Source organism: Arsukibacterium sp., assembly GCF_033721375.1.
Classification (GTDB): domain Bacteria; phylum Pseudomonadota; class Gammaproteobacteria; order Enterobacterales; family Alteromonadaceae; genus Alishewanella.
The window spans coordinates 208273-223836 of the sequence record NZ_JAWWAP010000004.1; the positions used below are offsets into that span (position 1 = coordinate 208273).

Here is a 15564-nt window from a genome sequence, read left to right on the forward strand (position 1 = left end):
TTGTAAAGGAGACTAATACGCCATGAAAATGAAATTGTCTGTGTTGCATGCTGCCGTGCTGGCAGCAACCTTGGCTCTGCCGGCCAGCTCCGTTCAAGCCGGCCTGCCTTTTTTAAATTCCGACAAACAAGAAATGCCTACCCTGGCGCCAATGCTGGATAAGGCAACACCTGCGGTTGTTCATATCTCGGTGGAAGGCAGCCGCGAGGTCCGGCAGCGGATCCCTGACGCACTGCGCCATTTTTTTGGCCAGCGAGGTCAGGGTGAGCTGCGCCAGGAGCGGCCGTTCAGCGGCCTGGGCTCCGGCGTTATTATCGACGCAGCCAAAGGCTATATTGTTACCAATAATCACGTGGTGCAAGATGCCGACAAAATTCAGATAAAACTGAAAGATGGCCGTAGCTTCAGTGCTAAAAAACTCGGCGCTGATCCGCAAAGTGATATTGCTCTTTTGCAAATTGAAGCGAAAAACCTGATACAAATTCCGCTGGCCGACTCAGACAAACTACGGGTCGGCGATTATGCCATTGCCGTTGGTAATCCGTTTGGTCTGGAGCAAACCGTAACTTCAGGTATCGTCAGCTCACTGGGCCGAAGTGGCCTGAATATGGATGGCTTTGAAGATTTTATTCAGACAGATGCTGCGATTAACAGCGGTAACTCCGGTGGCGCCCTGCTTAATTTACGCGGTGAATTGATTGGCATAAATACCGCAATCCTCGGCCCTAGCGGCGGCAATGTCGGTATTGGTTTTTCTATTCCTTCAAATATGATGAAAAACCTGGTTGATCAGATCCTCGAATTTGGTGAGATCCGTCGCGGCAGCTTGGGCGTGCGAGGCGGTGACGTTAATTCAGAACTAACCGAAGCGATGAATCTGACCGTCAGTCGTGGCGCTTTTGTAAACGAAGTGCTGCCTGATACAGCGGCAGCAGAGGCAGGCTTGAAAGCAGGTGATGTCATCATTAGTATGAATGAAAACCGCATTCACAGCTTTAATGAACTCAGAGCCAAAATCGGTACTCTGGGGGCCGGCCGAAAAGCCGAATTAGGTATTATACGTGATGGCAAAGAGCGTAAAGTCAGCGTGACTCTGGGGCGGGCAGAAACTGCCCGGGTTGAGGCTAATGAGCTGCACCCTATGTTACGCGGCGCTACGCTGAATAATAGCGACAAAGGCGTTGAAATTACTGAACTGGCAAGTGGTTCAATCGCCGAGCAGGTTGGCTTACGCCAGGGCGATATTATCACCGGCGTTAACCGGCAACGGGTAACTAATCTGGCAGAACTGCGACGCATTCTGGAAGGCCGGCAAGGGGTTGCGGCGCTGTATATTCGCCGTGGTAATGACGATCTGTACATTTTACTCCGCTAAATGAAACTCGCTTAAGCAGTAGCTAAGTGGCTACTGCTTAAGCATAATAAGTGCTATGCTAGCTGTACTTATTGTCCTGCTACCAGACTACTGCTTTGCGAAATATTCTGTTGTTTCTCCTTAAGAGTGTTGTTTATGGCCTGGCCCTGGCGCTGGTCATTTTGCTATTTTTGCCTAATGTTACCGGCATCAGTCTGCCAAGCTGGCAAAACAACGCCGAACAAGCTGAGCCGGCACCGCTTTCTTATGCCCGAGCAGTAAGAAAGGCCGCGCCCGCCGTAGTCAATGTTTACACCCGCAGCCGGGTTATTGACCCGCGGGGTTTTCAGCCACGCTCTATTGAGCGGCAGGAACTGGGCTCTGGCGTTATAATGAGTGCCAAAGGCTACATTTTAACCAATCACCACGTTGTATCGGGTGCTGATCATATTGAAGTTGCATTGCAGGACGGCCGCTGGCTGGAAGCAGTGTTAATAGGTCAGGATGTGATATCAGATTTAGCGGTGCTTTATGTCGAGGCCGACAATCTTCCCGTTATTCCACAGGATACAGAACTTGATCCACAGGTCGGTGATGTCGTGCTGGCCATTGGCAACCCACTTAATCTGGGCCAGACCATTACCCAGGGCATTATCAGTGCCAATGGCAATAATGGCCTGAGTTCACGTGGCTATATCGATTTTATGCGGATGGACGCTGCGATAAATAAAGGCAACTCCGGCGGTGCCCTGGTTAATACGAACGGCACTCTGGTTGGGATTAATGCGGCGGCTTTTCAGTTGCAGAATCAGGAAATTCAGGGAATTTTCTTCGCTGTGCCCTATCAGCTGGCGCAGAACATTATGCATAAACTGATTAAACATGGCCGGGTTACCCGCAGTCATTTGGGCGTATCCGGTGATGCAGTAGTCAATGCAGCCGGCGACAGACTGGTATCCACCGGTCAGAAGATGTACGGCCTGGCGTTAACAGCGATTAATCCAGGCGGACCGGCAGATGAGGCCGATTTGCAAATTGGTGATGTGATTCTGAAAATTGCCGGTGAGCAATTCTCCGATACCCGGCAGGCGTTAAACCTGATTGCTGAAACAGCGCCTAATACGGAATTAGTGCTGACCATTGATCGCAATGGTCAGATTATCGAAGTGCCAACTGTAGTACGGGAGTTACGCCGGGGATAACAACTGCGCAAGGTTGAAAAACCTCAGGCAGCGTCAATCCGCTCAATTTTTGCACCCAGCTTTTGCAGCTTATGCTCAATCCGCTCATAACCCCGGTCGATATGATAAATTCGCTCTACCAGGGTTTGTCCCTCAGCAACTAAACCGGCAATCACTAAACTGGCTGAAGCCCGTAAATCGGTCGCCATAACCTGCGCAGCCATCAGTTGCGGACTGTGCTGACAGACAGCGGTATTGCCTTCCAGCCGGATTTTCGCGCCCATTCGTTGCAACTCGGGCACATGCATAAAGCGGTTTTCAAAAATGGTTTCTGTAACCACACCTACCCCTTCAGCAACCACATTCAGTACGGTAAACTGCGCTTGCATATCGGTTGGGAAACCAGGATGAGGTACTGTTTTTACATCAACAGAGCTCAGCTTTCTGCCGGTCATATTCAGCCGGATCCAGTCCGGGCCGGTCGTGATATCGGCCCCTGCTTCGCGCAGTTTCTCCAACACCACTTCTAATTCTGACGGATCAGCACTGGTACAGGTAACATCGCCACCGGTAACGGCAGCCGCTACCAGAAATGTGCCGGTTTCAATCCGATCAGGCAGTACCCGGTGAGTGCCGCCATGCAGCGCGGTGACACCTTCAATCCGGATGGTGTCGCTGCCGGCACCGGAAATTTTTGCGCCCATCGTATTCAGGTAACTGGCTAAATCCACTACTTCAGGTTCGCGGGCGGCATTTTCAATGGTGGTAATACCGTCAGCCAGTACCGCGGCCATCAGCAAATTCTCAGTGCCGGTTACACTAACCATTTCCATAATAATATGGGCACCTTTTAAACGACTGGCCCGGGCTTTGATATAACCGTTCTCAACCTGAATTTCGGCGCCCATTTTGCGCAAGCCATCGATATGCAGATTTACCGGCCGCGCTCCGATAGCACAACCACCAGGTAAAGAGACTTCAGCCTGGCCAAAACGGCTGAGCAGAGGCCCCAGCGCCAGAATAGACGCCCGCATGGTTTTCACCAGTTCGTATGGCGCGTATTGATTGCTGATATGACCGGCATCAACGGTCACGCTGTTGGTGTCAACCGACAGTTTAGCGCCAAACAACTGTAGCAGCTGATAGGTGGTTTCAATATCTTTCAGCTTTGGCACATTGGTTATGGTACTGGGCTTTTCAGATAAAATACTGGCGAACAGAATGGGTAACGCGGCGTTTTTTGCACCGGAGATTATCACCTCACCTTGCAAAGGACCACTGGCAGTAACGCGGAATTGTTGCATATTATTCTTACACAGGTGGGTTTAAAAGTTTTTCTCTGCGCCATTGTTCCGGCGTAAAGGCCTTAATGCTAACAGCATGAATACTACCGTCGGCAATTGCACTCATCAGCGGTGCGTAAATCATTTGTTGTTGTTTGACCCGGCTGACATCAGCAAAACAACTGCCAACAGCCGTAACCGTATAATGTGAGCCTTCGGCCCGAACATATACTTCCGTCAGCTGCAACTGCTCTGTTAACAGCTGCTCAATTTGTTTAATCTCCACACTACACCTTAATCTGTTATCGGTAGCAGGCTCGTCACACCATTGACTTTGGCTAAAGCCCGAAGTTGCGCCGGCACCTGACTGAACTCCAGCTGCAGGTTTTGCCTGCGAGCCGCACCAAGCTGCTGGATTAACCAGGCTAATCCAGCTGAGTCTACATTGCTTAGGGCAGAAAAATCAAAGATTACCTTGCCACTAAGGGTATTTAACAGTTTAAAAGGTGAATATAGCATTAATGTATCGCGGTTAAGCTCACCGCTAAACGTTAATGTATTCTGCTGCTGATCAATATTCAGTGCCACAGGGCTACTCCGGCACTTTAATCGGTTCTTTTGCTTTTTCCAGCAGTAACTCAGTGACCCGCGCCACGCCTTGTTGCCGGATAAGGTTACTGAGCTCGGCGCGTTTACTGTCTAACAATGAGATACCTTCTGCCACCATATCGTATACCAGCCAGTGTTCAGAACCGCGGTTGCGGCGTAGTTTAAAGTCGATAGTAATATCAGGTTTGCCGGGGTCAATTACCCGGGTCTTGATAGTCATAATGCTTTGATTCTCTGGTGGGCGAGCCGGCTGAATAATGACTTTCTGATCACGGTAATAGGTTAGTGCGCCAGCATAAGAGGCCACCATATAATCCTCGAAAGCGGCCACAAAATTATCAAATTCTTCCCGTGGCAGCTCGCGTAAATTTACCGAACGACCAATAACCGTTAGGGCGGCGTAGCGGCTGTCAACATAAGGTACCAGCTCTTCATTGACTATAACCCGCAAATGCTCTTTATCTTCAGCAATCAGCTTCTGGTCTCTGGCAATGCGCTGAAAGGTTTTATCAGCCACAACTTCCATCATTTTAAACGGGTCACTGTACTGCTCAACCTGTTGTGCCGCTTTGTTTTGCTCTGGCTCATTGCTTAGTGCAGCAACGGGTGCTGCCGCCAGTGCAACCAGCAGTAAGGCACTGCCCGATATAGTTTTCACCGTTAATTCCCCCGGTTAAATAAGAACTGGCCAATAAGTTCTTCCAGTACAATCGCAGAGCGTGTGTCCTGAATTGAATCACCATCAGCAAGAATTTCGACTGTTTCATCAATAAAGCCTGGCTGCAAACCCAGATACTGCTCACCTAGCAAGCCTGAGGTTAAAATTGCAACCGAACTGGTCTCAGGAAAATTACTGTATTGTTCGTTAATTTCCATTTTAACTACCGGTGTGTAATACACGGTATCCAGTTCAATAGAGGCTACCCGGCCAACGACCACACCGCCGACTTTAATCGGCGAACGAACCTTTAAGCCACCAATATTCTCAAACTTAGCGTACAGAACATAACTCTCGCCTGAACCACTGACACCGGCATTAGCTACTTTTAACGCCAGCATCAGAAATGCCACCGCTGCCAGTACAATAAAAGTGCCTACTAAAATTTCAATTTTCCTTGTGGTCATTTTATCCACCAAACATTAATGCAGTTAATATAAAGTCAAAGCCCAGGACAGTGAGTGACGCGGTAACCACGGTCTGGGTTGTTGCCCGGCTAATCCCTTCTGAGGTGGGTATAGCATCATAGCCTTTGTGTAATGCTATCCAGATTACTATTACGGCGAAAACGACACTTTTGATTACACCATTGAGTACATCCTGATATAAATCAACATTAGCTTGCATTGTTGACCAGTAACTTCCGCCATCAACACCCAGCCAGTCCACGCCAATTAAATGGCCGCCGAGGATCCCTACTGCGTTAAATACCAGCGCCAGCAGCGGCATACTGATCACCCCCGCCCAGAAGCGTGGTGCGATAATGCGACGCAGCGGATCTACCGCCATCATCTCCATACCTGATAATTGCTCAGTCGCTTTCATCAGACCGATTTCTGCGGTCAGCGCGCTGCCAGCCCGGCCAGCAAACAACAATGCAGTGACTACCGGCCCCAGTTCCCGCAGCAGACTCAATGCCACCAGCGGCCCCAGCATACCCTCGGCACCAAATTTGACTAAAACCGTATACCCCTGCAGCGCCAGCACCATGCCGATGAACAAGCCTGAGACCACTATTATCAGTAGCGACAGCACACCAATTACATATAATTGTTTGATCAGCAGCGGAAAACCTTTGCGAAAATCCGGTTTTCCCACCAGCGCGCCGAACAACATTAACCCTGAGCGACCAAACCCTGCGATATTATCGATCGTGTTGCGCCCGAGATGTTGCAGTTTGTCTGTAATCACCTGGCAGACTCCATTAACTCATCTTCAAAGGCATCAGCCCGGTAATGAAATGGTACTGCACCATCAGCTTCACCTTGCAAAAATTGTTGAACCAACTCAGATTTATCCTGACGCAACTGCTCCGGAGTGCCATGCCCTATTACCTTTTTTTCGGCGACAACATACACATAATCGGCGATGCTCATGACTTCCGTAACATCATGTGAGACCACTATTGACGTTAAACCAAGCGCGTTGTTCAACTCTTTAATTAACCTGACAATAACCCCCATTGAAATCGGGTCCTGCCCGGCAAAAGGTTCATCATACATAATCAGCTCAGGGTCAAGCGCAATAGCTCTTGCCAGCGCGGCCCGCCGGGCCATACCCCCCGACAGCTCTGCTGGCATCAGATCACGGGCGCCCCGCAAGCCAACAGATTCCAGCTTCATTAACACAATCAGCCGGATTATCGATTCCGGCAACCGGGTATGCTCACGTATCGGAAAGGCAACATTGTCAAAAACCGACATTTCGGTAAACAAGGCACCACTTTGAAACAACATGCTCATTTTTTTGCGGGCCTGATACAACTCAGCCCGCGACAAGGCAGGAATATCCTGGCCATCAAACAGAATATGGCCGTTGTCCGGTTTCAGCTGGCCACCAATCAACTTAAGTAGGGTGGTTTTACCAATACCGCTGGGGCCCATAATAGCCGTCACTTTACCGCGACGCACCTGCATGCTCATGCCGTCGTAAATCAGATTATCACCACGGGAAAAGCTTAAGTGCTGGATATCAACCATAATATCGGACAAATTAGACTCCATCTTAAAACAACTGCTAACGCAGCTTTACCGAACCTGGCACTTAGCTTGTCAATATACATACAAGAGTGTATGTTTGCAATCGAATACCGATGCCGTCTGACGTTGACATATTGTAAAGGTATTGCCGGGTAAAGTCGTTACAAAAAATCGTAACAAAGTGTGCGAAAAAGTCGAAGAGAGCTGAGTCAGCAGGTTTTTTTGCAATTGCCGGCAATAACACGGAAAATAAGGCTAAGTTTACCCGTTAATTACAGGACAGATACGTGTCACCTCTTTTACTCGCTATTTTTTTTGTAGTTGTCGGTCTGGTGTTATTAATCTGGAGTGCTGACCGCTTTGTGTTTGGCGCCTCGTCAATAGCCCGGAACAGCGGCATCTCCCCTATGGTTATTGGCCTTACTATTGTTGCAATGGGGTCCTCAGCGCCGGAAATGCTGGTCTCTGCAACTGCAGCCTGGCAAGGTAAACTCGATACCTCAGTGGGCAATGCCATTGGCTCAAACATCACTAATATTTTGCTGGTCATTGGCGCCGCCGCCCTGTTAAAGCCTATCGCCGTATCATCTTTAACGTTACGCCGGGAATTTCCGCTACTGTTAGTGTGTACGCTGTTTGGTTACTTTTTATTATCAGACGATTTGTTAACCCGGCTGGAAGGCATTATCTTACTGGTGGCCTTTTTCAGCTTTCTGGCGCTGTTGGTGTACTGGGGCAAGCATGCTACTGCCGATGATCCTTTGATAGCTGAAATAAATGCTGAAGTACCAACGGTGACGATCTCCACCCTCAAAGCCGTGATCTGGTCAGCCATTGGCCTGGCATTGTTACTGGCCAGTTCACAGCTACTGGTTCATGGCGCAGTGACCATTGCCCGCTATGCAGGCTTAAGTGATCTGGTGATTGGGCTGACCATCATTGCCATAGGCACCAGCCTGCCAGAACTGGCGGCCAGCATTATCGGCATTTTAAAAGGTGAAGATGACCTGGCGCTCGGTAATATTATCGGCTCTAACATTTTTAATATTCTGGCGGTACTGGGCTTAGGCGCTGTAATCGGTCCTGACATGATAGATGCCAATGCCGGTGGCCGTGACAGTTATGTGATGATCGGTGCAACTGTTTTAATGTTGCTGATGTCAGTGCGACTGACCCGCATGCAACGCATTAACCGGGTAGAGGGTGCTATACTGCTGGCAGGTTTTATCGGCTATCAATATTTGTTGTTTTCACAGCTGGCGTAATTTTATTATTTTAATGGCAAGTATTATGACTAACACTTTTTGCAACCGGGCATTGCAGGTGCTGCAGATAGAAGCTGAGGCTGTGCGTCAGCTGGCGCAGTATATCAATGCTGATTTTGAACGGGCCTGTCAGTTGCTGTTTCAAAGCAAAGGCAAAGTTATTGTCATGGGGATGGGTAAATCTGGCCACATTGCCAACAAGATTTCAGCCACGCTGGCGTCTACCGGCACCCCGGCATTTTTCGTACATCCCGCTGAGGCCAGTCATGGCGATCTGGGCATGCTTGCTACAGGCGATATTGTGCTGGCCATTTCCAACTCAGGCGAAACTGCTGAAATATTAACTATTTTGCCTGTTATTAAACGCTTAGGCATTACTTTGATTAGTATGTCGGGTAATCCGGCCTCGACCCTTGCAACATTATCTGACGTCCATTTATGTGTCAGGGTGGAACAGGAAGCCTGTCCGCTAGGCCTGGCGCCGACGGCAAGCACCACTGCAACCTTAGCAATGGGTGATGCGTTGGCCGTAGCCCTACTTGATGCCCGCGGCTTTTCTGCTGACGACTTTGCCCTGTCCCACCCGGGCGGCAGTCTGGGCCGCAAATTGTTGCTGCGCCTCAGTGATGTGATGCATAAAGATAGCCAAATCCCGGCCGTATCCCGCCAGGCGACGATCAAAGAGGCATTGCTGGAAATATCAGAAAAAGGGCTTGGCATGACAGCGGTGGTTAATAATGACCATAGCCTGGCCGGCATTTTCACCGACGGCGATTTGCGACGTATTCTTGACCTGAGGCTCGATATCCACAGCACCCCAATCGAACAGGTAATGACAACGCCCTGCACCACCGCCACTGCTGACATGCTGGCAGGTGAAGCCCTGAAAATTATGCAGCAGAAAAAAATAAATGGTTTACTGATAGTGGACGATAATCAAATCCCAATCGGCGCCATGAACATGCACGATCTACTGCGGGCAGGAGTAATGTAAATGTCATTTTTTGCAGAGCTTTACCAGGCTGTCAGTGATGAACTTCTGAATCGGGCCAGCAATATTAAGCTGCTGATTTGCGATGTGGATGGGGTGTTTTCTGACGGTCGGATTTATCTTGGCAATAATGGCGAAGAGCTTAAAGCTTTTCACACCCGCGACGGTTATGGCATTAAAGCCTTACGCCACGCCGGAGTGGAAGTTGCGGTCATCACTGGCCGCAGCTCAGCCATTGTCGAGCAGCGGATGCGGTCGTTAACGGTATCTCACGTTTTTCAGGGTCAGGAAAATAAACAAGCCGCTTTTGCAACGCTGCAGCAGCAACTGGGGCTAGCCACAGCGCAAATTGCCTATATTGGTGATGATTTATCCGACTGGCAGGTGATGCAACAGTGCGGATTAGCGGTCGCTGTCAAAGATGCCCACCCTTATCTGCGCCAGCAGGCGCATTATGTCACGTCACTACCCGGTGGTTTTGGCGCAGTGCGTGAGCTGACTGATTTACTACTGATCAGTCAGCAAAAATTTCAGCAGTTTGATGGCAGCAGTTCATGAAAAAAGTGCTGTCTTTACTGGTAGTGGCATTGGTACTGACCGCCACCTATCTTTGGTTTGATCCGGCTGAGCAATCCGATGCAAATTACGCCGACCGCGAACTGTTACCCGATTATATTGCCGAACAAGTTACCCGGACACTTTACGATGAACAGGGGTATGTTGCAGATCTTATTCAGGCCGGTAGACTGGAATTTTTTGAGAGATTAGGGTTTACCCAGTTCGAACAACCGAGATACACACTGTTTGATGCCGAACACCAGGCTGCGTGGGCAGTAACCAGCCAGTTTGGCACCTGGTTACCAGACGATAAAATTATCCTTGAACAGGATGTCAGGATAAGCAACGTCAATGGTAGCGAACTGCTTGAGCGAATAGATACGGCTAATCTTGAACTGTTGCTACCGTCAAAAACAATACAGACAGCTGCAGCGGTGAAAATAATAGGTAAAGGTTTTTATATTAATGGCATAGGATTACAGGCAGATTTAACTGAGCAGAATTTGCGAATTATTAAGCATCTGGAGACGGTATACACCAATGAACAGGATTAACTCTTTATTTCTCTGTGCCCTGTTATCGGCTAACTGCTACGCCGTAGAAGCCGATTACAGCCAGCCTATTGCCATTACTTCAGACGACAACGCCACCTCTATCAGAGAAAATGTGTCGGTTTACACTAATAATGTGGAAATCCGGCAAGGCAGTTTAAATATTAAAGCCGACCGGCTTGAAATAAATGCCAGTGCCGGCAAGGGCAATGAAGTGTTTCTGACCACTGGCTCGCCGGTCCGTTACAGCCAGCTACTGGATGGAGAAATACCTGTAACCGCAACAGCTACAGAGATCCGCTATGATCGTGCCAGTCGCACCCTGACCTTAAGTGGCAATGCTGAGCTAAGCCAGAGCGGCAGCCAGGTGCAGGCAGCAGTCATTCGCTACAATATTGAAACCCAGCAAATCAGCGCAGAAAGTGGCGAGCAGAAAAAACGGGTAACCACCATTTTCACCCCGGAGAACAAGGAAAACCCATGAAGTTAGTGGCAGCGCATCTGGCCAAGAGTTACAAAGGCCGGCAGGTGGTTAAGGATGTCAGCCTGGAAGTCAGCGCCGGCCAGATTGTCGGTTTGCTTGGGCCCAATGGCGCGGGAAAAACCACTACCTTTTACATGATCGTCGGTCTGGTACCATCAGATAAAGGCAAAATTACCTTAAACGGTCAGGATATTACCTTTGACCCCATTCATGCCAGAGCCCGCGCTGGTATTGGCTATTTGCCGCAGGAAAGCTCTATTTTCCGTAAATTAACGGTGTACGACAACCTGCTCGCCATACTACAAACCCGCAAAGAGCTCAGTAATGCCAAACGAGAAGAGCTGGCCGACGATTTACTGGAAGAGTTTCATATTGGCCATATTAAAAACAGCCTGGGCATGAGCTTATCTGGTGGTGAGCGGCGCCGGGTCGAAATAGCCAGAGCGCTGGCCGCCAACCCCGCATTTATTCTGTTGGATGAACCCTTTGCCGGCGTCGACCCGATTTCAGTACTGGACATAAAAAAAATAATTCAGCACCTTGGCCAACGTGGTATTGGCGTGCTGATCACCGATCATAATGTCAGAGAAACCCTTGATGTCTGCGAAACAGCTTATATTGTCAGCCACGGTGAGCTGATTGCTGCAGGACCACCACAGGAAGTATTAGTCAATCAGCAGGTACGTGATGTATACCTCGGCGAGCAATTCAGGCTATAGTTAAGAAAAATAACAAACGCCTGCTTCAGGAGAGAAATAGACGTAAATGAAACCCTCTTTGCAACTTCGGCTAGGTCAGCAACTTACAATGACACCCCAGTTACAGCAAGCTATTCGCTTGCTGCAATTGTCGACCATTGAGCTGCAGCAGGAAATACAGGAAGCACTGGACGCTAATCCGTTGCTGGAAAGCGAAGATGAATTTGAAAGCTTCTCTGCCGATCCGGATAGCAGCGATGTTAATGATAATGATGTTCGCTCCGCCTCTGATGAAAGCAACGACACAGCACAGGACAATCTAACCGAAATAGCTGAGCGCGACAGCAGTGAGTCGATGGCCGAGCAGGGCCTGCAGGATGACCTGCCGCTCGATAATAACTGGGATGACCTGGTTAGCGCTGCACCGGTCAGCGCCGGTTCCCCCCCTGATGAAGATATGGTGTTTCAGGGAGAAACCAGTGAAACCCTGCAAGGCTATCTGCGCTGGCAAATGCAGCTAACCCCTTTCTCTGAAACTGATTTAGCTATTGCCGAAATTATTATCGAAGCTATTGATGACAGCGGTTTACTTACCATAGACGTGGCAGAGATTCTGGAGTCACTTGGCCTGCCTGACGTTGAGGAAGATGAAGTTGAAGCCGTTATCAAACGCATTCAGCTGTTTGACCCGGTAGGTGTTGGCGCCCGCACCATTGCTGAATGTCTGTTGGTGCAATTGCGCCAGTTTGACCCAAACACCCCTTTTTTACAGCAAGCCCAGCATGTCATAAAAGAACATACCGACTTTTTAGCTAACCGGGACTTTCGTTCTTTAATGCGGGTGACTAAACTGAAAGAAGATGAGCTGAAAGAGGTTATGCGGCTTATCCTGAGCTTAAATCCCAGACCGGGTGCCGATGTGATCCGTCAGGAACAGCAATACGTTATTCCGGATGTGTCGGTAAGCAAAGTTAAAGGTCGCTGGCAGGTTGAACTTAACCCGGATGCCATGCCCAAAGTAAGAATAAATCAGCAATATGCGGCAATGTCGCGCACCGCAAAAAATACTGCCGATACCCAGTTTATCAGGTCTCATCTGCAAGAGGCTAAGTGGTTTCTGAAAAGCCTGGAAAGCCGAAACGAAACGTTACTTAAAGTGGCCAATTGCATAGTGCAACAGCAGCAGGCTTTTTTTGAGCATGGCGAAGAGGCAATGAAACCCATGGTGTTAAATGATGTAGCTGAGATGGTCGGCATGCATGAGTCGACGATATCCAGGGTAACGACTCAGAAATTCATGCACACGCCCAGAGGGATCTTTGAACTTAAATTCTTTTTTTCCAGTCATGTCAGCACTGAAAGTGGCGGCGAGTGTTCTTCCACCGCGATCCGCGCTTTTATTAAAAAACTGGTGGCCGCTGAAAACCCGGCGAAGCCATTAAGTGACAGCAAGATGGCGGATATATTGTCAGAACAGGGTATTAACGTAGCGCGGCGAACCATCGCCAAGTATCGTGAAGCGTTGTTTATTCCGCCATCGAATCAACGTAAGACCTTAGTTTAGGTCGGCAAAACAGAAGGAAAACGTCTATGCAAATCAACTTAACCGGTCGTCATGTAGAAATTACTACTGCACTAAAAGAGTACGTAGACAATAAATTCGCCAAGCTGGAACGTCATTTTGATCATATTAACAATGTACATGTGATCTTAAACGTGGAAAAATTGAAACAGATTGCTGAAGCTAAGCTGCATTTGAATGGCGGTGAGGTTTTTGCTGCATCTGAAGATGAAAATATGTACGCGGCCATCGACCAGTTAATAGACAAACTCGATAGGCAAGTTATTAAACATAAAGAAAAAGTAGCCCGACACTAAATTAATTATGATTAACTTAAGCGCTATGCTAGCCGAGAACTGCACCAAGAGTGCAGTTCTTTTTAACAGCAAAAAACGAATTCTCGAGTATATTGCCGAGCTGGCGCACCAGCGCTTACCCGAAATAAGTGAATACACCATCCTTGAAGCGTTAATGACCCGCGAAAAACTCGGTTCTACCGGAATTGGCGGCGGTATTGCCATTCCGCATGGCAAGCTTAAAACGGTTACCCAACCCATTCTGGTATTTGTAGTAACCAAAGATGCCATTGCCTTTGACGCTATTGATAATCAGGCAGTAGACATATTTTGTGCCATCCTGATCCCAGAAGAGCAGTGTCAGGCTCACCTGACAACACTGGCCGGCATTGCCCGCCTGCTCAGCCAGAAAGAACTGACCCGTAAAATCAGACATGCTGAATCTGATGAACACCTGTATGAACTGATTATCGATGCCAGTGAGGTAATGAGCGCATCATGAAACTCTTAGTTGTCAGTGGTCGTTCCGGGTCCGGCAAGTCGGTGGCACTAAGGGTGTTAGAAGATCTTGGCTACTATTGCGTCGATAATATTCCGGTAAATCTGTTACCCACCCTGGCTACCACGGTAATGGGTCAGTACGAGCGGGTTGCCGTTAGTATTGATGTGCGTAATTTGCCACAAGACCCTGACGAACTGGCAGAAATCCTGTCTTACCTGCCCCGCAAACTGGACCTAACCATTCTGTATCTTGATGCTGATCACGCCAGTTTAATTAAGCGCTTCAGTGAAACCAGACGCCTGCATCCGTTATCACATCAGGCAATGTCACTGGATGAGGCCATTTCGCGTGAGCAACAGCTACTGGATCCGATATCCAGTCGAGCCGATTTGTATATTGACACTACAGAGTTGAATGTTCATCAGCTGGCGGAACAATTACGGGAGCGGATCCTGGGTCAGAAAACCGGCCGGCTGGTGATGTTGTTTGAGTCGTTCGGTTTTAAATATGGTATTCCGAAAGACGCTGATTTTGTGTTCGATGCCCGTTTTTTGCCGAATCCGCATTGGGAGCCCGACCTGAAACCATTGACGGGCCTGGATCAGCCGGTAAAGGATTATCTGGCATCCCAAGCCGTAGTGGCAAAATATACCTGGCAGATTAACAGCTTTATCAGCAGCTGGTTACCTCATCTGGAGCGGAATAACCGCAGTTACCTGACTATTGCTATTGGTTGCACTGGCGGCCAGCACCGCTCGGTATACATTGCAGAAAGTCTGGCTGAAAGCTATCGCAGCCAGCGGGAGGACGTACAAATCCGCCATCGGGAATTGGTTCGCCATCATGGCCACTAAACTCAGCCGCAACGTTACTATTGTTAATCAGCTTGGCTTACATGCCAGAGCAGCAACCAAGCTGGCGCAGCTGTGTCAGCAGTTTCAGTCACATATCGAGTTAGTACATGAAGATAAAAAAGCCGATGCCTGTAGTGTGCTGGCTTTGCTGATGTTGGCCAGCAGCAAAGGTAAAACGTTGCAGGTTACCGCACAGGGCAGCGATGCCGAAGCTGCGTTAACTGCGGTAGTTTCCCTTATTGAACAAGGCTTTGGCGAGTAGCAATCGGTTTATAACTTGCAGATCAAGGCTCATTTTTATCCGGCATCGCTTTTTGCGAAGCCGGGCTACTTTCCTGTTGCCCTTGCTTAAGTTCACGCTCACCCCGGGTCCGGTCTATTGCTTTTAACTGGTGATGGAGTGCCGTTTTAATCAGCATATGAGCGCTGATCGGCGCGGTTATCAGCAGAAAAATAGTGATCAGGAGCTCATTAACACTGACAGTCTGCTGTAAGCTGAAGTAAAAAATTGACCCCAGTAAAATACCCCCCATGCCAAGCGTAGTCGCTTTAGTCGGGCCATGCAGCCGCATAAAAAAATCTGGCATCCGGGTTAAGCCGATTGAGCCAATTAATACAAAGCTGCCACCGAGCAATAAAAAAAACGCAACAGCCCATTCCATCCAATTATGCATATCGCT

The 15564-nt window shown here is 48.8% G+C and carries 21 protein-coding genes; 13 read left to right on the forward strand and 8 right to left on the reverse strand.

The window, feature by feature from the left end; translation table 11 throughout:
• Nucleotides 1–22 precede the first annotated feature (22 nt).
• Entirely contained in the window at nt 23–1375 is a 1353-nt protein-coding gene (locus R3187_RS07820) for a Do family serine endopeptidase (protein WP_318966146.1), read from the forward strand.
• 95 nt (nt 1376–1470) lie between these two features.
• The gene (locus tag R3187_RS07825; protein WP_318966148.1) at nt 1471–2556 is read left to right on the forward strand and encodes a trypsin-like peptidase domain-containing protein; all 1086 of its coding nucleotides are present in this window, start codon (nt 1471–1473) and stop codon (nt 2554–2556) included.
• A 23-nt stretch (nt 2557–2579) separates the two neighbouring features.
• Here the strand turns inward: R3187_RS07825 and murA are convergent, their stop codons facing one another.
• From murA to mlaF, 7 genes are read right to left on the reverse strand one after another with little or no spacing between them, the layout of a single operon-like run.
• Nucleotides 2580–3839, reverse strand: a complete 1260-nt coding sequence (gene murA, locus R3187_RS07830) for a UDP-N-acetylglucosamine 1-carboxyvinyltransferase (protein ID WP_318966149.1) — start codon at nt 3837–3839, stop codon at nt 2580–2582.
• A 7-nt stretch (nt 3840–3846) separates the two neighbouring features.
• Nucleotides 3847–4104: a BolA family protein gene (locus tag R3187_RS07835; protein ID WP_318966150.1), complete on the reverse strand. Its 258-nt coding sequence runs from the start codon at nt 4102–4104 to the stop codon at nt 3847–3849.
• 8 nt (nt 4105–4112) lie between these two features.
• On the reverse strand, nt 4113–4406 hold the full coding sequence (locus R3187_RS07840; RefSeq protein WP_318966151.1) for a lipid asymmetry maintenance protein MlaB: 294 nt from the start codon (nt 4404–4406) through the stop codon (nt 4113–4115).
• Between the two features lie 4 nt (nt 4407–4410).
• Nucleotides 4411–5085: a phospholipid-binding protein MlaC gene (locus R3187_RS07845; RefSeq protein ID WP_318966152.1), complete on the reverse strand. Its 675-nt coding sequence runs from the start codon at nt 5083–5085 to the stop codon at nt 4411–4413.
• 2 nt (nt 5086–5087) lie between these two features.
• Nucleotides 5088–5552: an outer membrane lipid asymmetry maintenance protein MlaD gene (mlaD, locus tag R3187_RS07850; RefSeq protein WP_318966154.1), complete on the reverse strand. Its 465-nt coding sequence runs from the start codon at nt 5550–5552 to the stop codon at nt 5088–5090.
• 1 nt (nt 5553) lies between these two features.
• Entirely contained in the window at nt 5554–6336 is a 783-nt protein-coding gene (mlaE, locus tag R3187_RS07855; RefSeq protein WP_318966155.1) for a lipid asymmetry maintenance ABC transporter permease subunit MlaE, read from the reverse strand.
• A complete protein-coding gene (mlaF, locus tag R3187_RS07860; protein ID WP_318966326.1) occupies nt 6333–7124 on the reverse strand; it encodes a phospholipid ABC transporter ATP-binding protein MlaF in 792 nt (263 codons plus the stop codon). Before mlaF ends, mlaE begins: the two co-directional genes overlap by 4 nt.
• A 287-nt stretch (nt 7125–7411) precedes the next feature.
• On the opposite strand from mlaF, the gene R3187_RS07865 reads away from it, so the two are divergent.
• The 11 genes from R3187_RS07865 to R3187_RS07915 all read left to right on the forward strand — a co-directional run bounded on the left by R3187_RS07865 (nt 7412) and on the right by R3187_RS07915 (nt 15146).
• A complete protein-coding gene (locus tag R3187_RS07865) occupies nt 7412–8389 on the forward strand; it encodes a calcium/sodium antiporter (protein WP_318966156.1) in 978 nt (325 codons plus the stop codon).
• Nucleotides 8390–8414: 25 nt separating this feature from the next.
• On the forward strand, nt 8415–9383 hold the full coding sequence (locus tag R3187_RS07870; RefSeq protein ID WP_318966157.1) for a KpsF/GutQ family sugar-phosphate isomerase: 969 nt from the start codon (nt 8415–8417) through the stop codon (nt 9381–9383).
• Nucleotides 9384–9938 (forward strand): 3-deoxy-manno-octulosonate-8-phosphatase KdsC, encoded by a 555-nt coding sequence (gene kdsC, locus R3187_RS07875; RefSeq protein ID WP_318966158.1) that lies wholly within the window; start codon nt 9384–9386, stop codon nt 9936–9938.
• Nucleotides 9935–10492 (forward strand): LPS export ABC transporter periplasmic protein LptC, encoded by a 558-nt coding sequence (gene lptC / locus R3187_RS07880; RefSeq protein ID WP_318966159.1) that lies wholly within the window; start codon nt 9935–9937, stop codon nt 10490–10492. Before kdsC ends, lptC begins: the two co-directional genes overlap by 4 nt.
• On the forward strand, nt 10479–10973 hold the full coding sequence (gene lptA / locus R3187_RS07885) for a lipopolysaccharide transport periplasmic protein LptA (RefSeq protein WP_318966160.1): 495 nt from the start codon (nt 10479–10481) through the stop codon (nt 10971–10973). Before lptC ends, lptA begins: the two co-directional genes overlap by 14 nt.
• Nucleotides 10970–11692 carry an LPS export ABC transporter ATP-binding protein gene (gene lptB / locus R3187_RS07890; RefSeq protein ID WP_318966161.1) on the forward strand — a complete coding sequence of 241 codons (723 nt, stop codon included), beginning with the start codon at nt 10970–10972 and terminating at the stop codon, nt 11690–11692. The genes lptA and lptB overlap by 4 nt, the downstream gene beginning before the upstream one ends.
• Before the next feature lie 88 nt (nt 11693–11780).
• Nucleotides 11781–13235 (forward strand): RNA polymerase factor sigma-54, encoded by a 1455-nt coding sequence (locus R3187_RS07895; protein ID WP_413229017.1) that lies wholly within the window; start codon nt 11781–11783, stop codon nt 13233–13235.
• Nucleotides 13236–13261: 26 nt separating this feature from the next.
• On the forward strand, nt 13262–13549 hold the full coding sequence (gene hpf / locus R3187_RS07900; RefSeq protein WP_019675250.1) for a ribosome hibernation promoting factor: 288 nt from the start codon (nt 13262–13264) through the stop codon (nt 13547–13549).
• A 7-nt stretch (nt 13550–13556) separates the two neighbouring features.
• Nucleotides 13557–14030 carry a PTS IIA-like nitrogen regulatory protein PtsN gene (ptsN, locus tag R3187_RS07905; RefSeq protein WP_097112363.1) on the forward strand — a complete coding sequence of 158 codons (474 nt, stop codon included), beginning with the start codon at nt 13557–13559 and terminating at the stop codon, nt 14028–14030.
• Nucleotides 14027–14884 carry an RNase adapter RapZ gene (rapZ, locus tag R3187_RS07910; RefSeq protein WP_318966163.1) on the forward strand — a complete coding sequence of 286 codons (858 nt, stop codon included), beginning with the start codon at nt 14027–14029 and terminating at the stop codon, nt 14882–14884. The genes ptsN and rapZ overlap by 4 nt, the downstream gene beginning before the upstream one ends.
• Entirely contained in the window at nt 14874–15146 is a 273-nt protein-coding gene (locus R3187_RS07915; RefSeq protein ID WP_318966164.1) for an HPr family phosphocarrier protein, read from the forward strand. The genes rapZ and R3187_RS07915 overlap by 11 nt, the downstream gene beginning before the upstream one ends.
• A gap of 22 nt (nt 15147–15168) precedes the next feature.
• Here the strand turns inward: R3187_RS07915 and R3187_RS07920 are convergent, their stop codons facing one another.
• Nucleotides 15169–15558, reverse strand: a complete 390-nt coding sequence (locus tag R3187_RS07920; RefSeq protein ID WP_318966165.1) for a Na+/H+ antiporter subunit G — start codon at nt 15556–15558, stop codon at nt 15169–15171.
• Nucleotides 15559–15564 lie beyond the last annotated feature (6 nt).

What these genes read in the sequence shown, in the direction of transcription:
- R3187_RS07820 (WP_318966146.1), top strand. Translation starts at nt 23, where the DNA reads ATGAAAATGAAATTGTCTGTGTTGCATGCTGCCGTGCTGGCAGCAACC.
- murA (WP_318966149.1), bottom strand. Translation starts at nt 3,839, where the DNA reads ATGCAACAATTCCGCGTTACTGCCAGTGGTCCTTTGCAAGGTGAGGTG.
- mlaD (WP_318966154.1), bottom strand. Translation starts at nt 5,552, where the DNA reads ATGACCACAAGGAAAATTGAAATTTTAGTAGGCACTTTTATTGTACTG.
- mlaF (WP_318966326.1), bottom strand. Translation starts at nt 7,124, where the DNA reads ATGGTTGATATCCAGCACTTAAGCTTTTCCCGTGGTGATAATCTGATT.
- R3187_RS07870 (WP_318966157.1), top strand. Translation starts at nt 8,415, where the DNA reads ATGACTAACACTTTTTGCAACCGGGCATTGCAGGTGCTGCAGATAGAA.
- kdsC (WP_318966158.1), top strand. Translation starts at nt 9,384, where the DNA reads ATGTCATTTTTTGCAGAGCTTTACCAGGCTGTCAGTGATGAACTTCTG.
- lptC (WP_318966159.1), top strand. Translation starts at nt 9,935, where the DNA reads ATGAAAAAAGTGCTGTCTTTACTGGTAGTGGCATTGGTACTGACCGCC.
- lptA (WP_318966160.1), top strand. Translation starts at nt 10,479, where the DNA reads ATGAACAGGATTAACTCTTTATTTCTCTGTGCCCTGTTATCGGCTAAC.
- lptB (WP_318966161.1), top strand. Translation starts at nt 10,970, where the DNA reads ATGAAGTTAGTGGCAGCGCATCTGGCCAAGAGTTACAAAGGCCGGCAG.
- R3187_RS07895 (WP_413229017.1), top strand. Translation starts at nt 11,781, where the DNA reads ATGACACCCCAGTTACAGCAAGCTATTCGCTTGCTGCAATTGTCGACC.
- hpf (WP_019675250.1), top strand. Translation starts at nt 13,262, where the DNA reads ATGCAAATCAACTTAACCGGTCGTCATGTAGAAATTACTACTGCACTA.
- ptsN (WP_097112363.1), top strand. Translation starts at nt 13,557, where the DNA reads ATGATTAACTTAAGCGCTATGCTAGCCGAGAACTGCACCAAGAGTGCA.
- rapZ (WP_318966163.1), top strand. Translation starts at nt 14,027, where the DNA reads ATGAAACTCTTAGTTGTCAGTGGTCGTTCCGGGTCCGGCAAGTCGGTG.
- R3187_RS07915 (WP_318966164.1), top strand. Translation starts at nt 14,874, where the DNA reads ATGGCCACTAAACTCAGCCGCAACGTTACTATTGTTAATCAGCTTGGC.
- R3187_RS07920 (WP_318966165.1), bottom strand. Translation starts at nt 15,558, where the DNA reads ATGCATAATTGGATGGAATGGGCTGTTGCGTTTTTTTTATTGCTCGGT.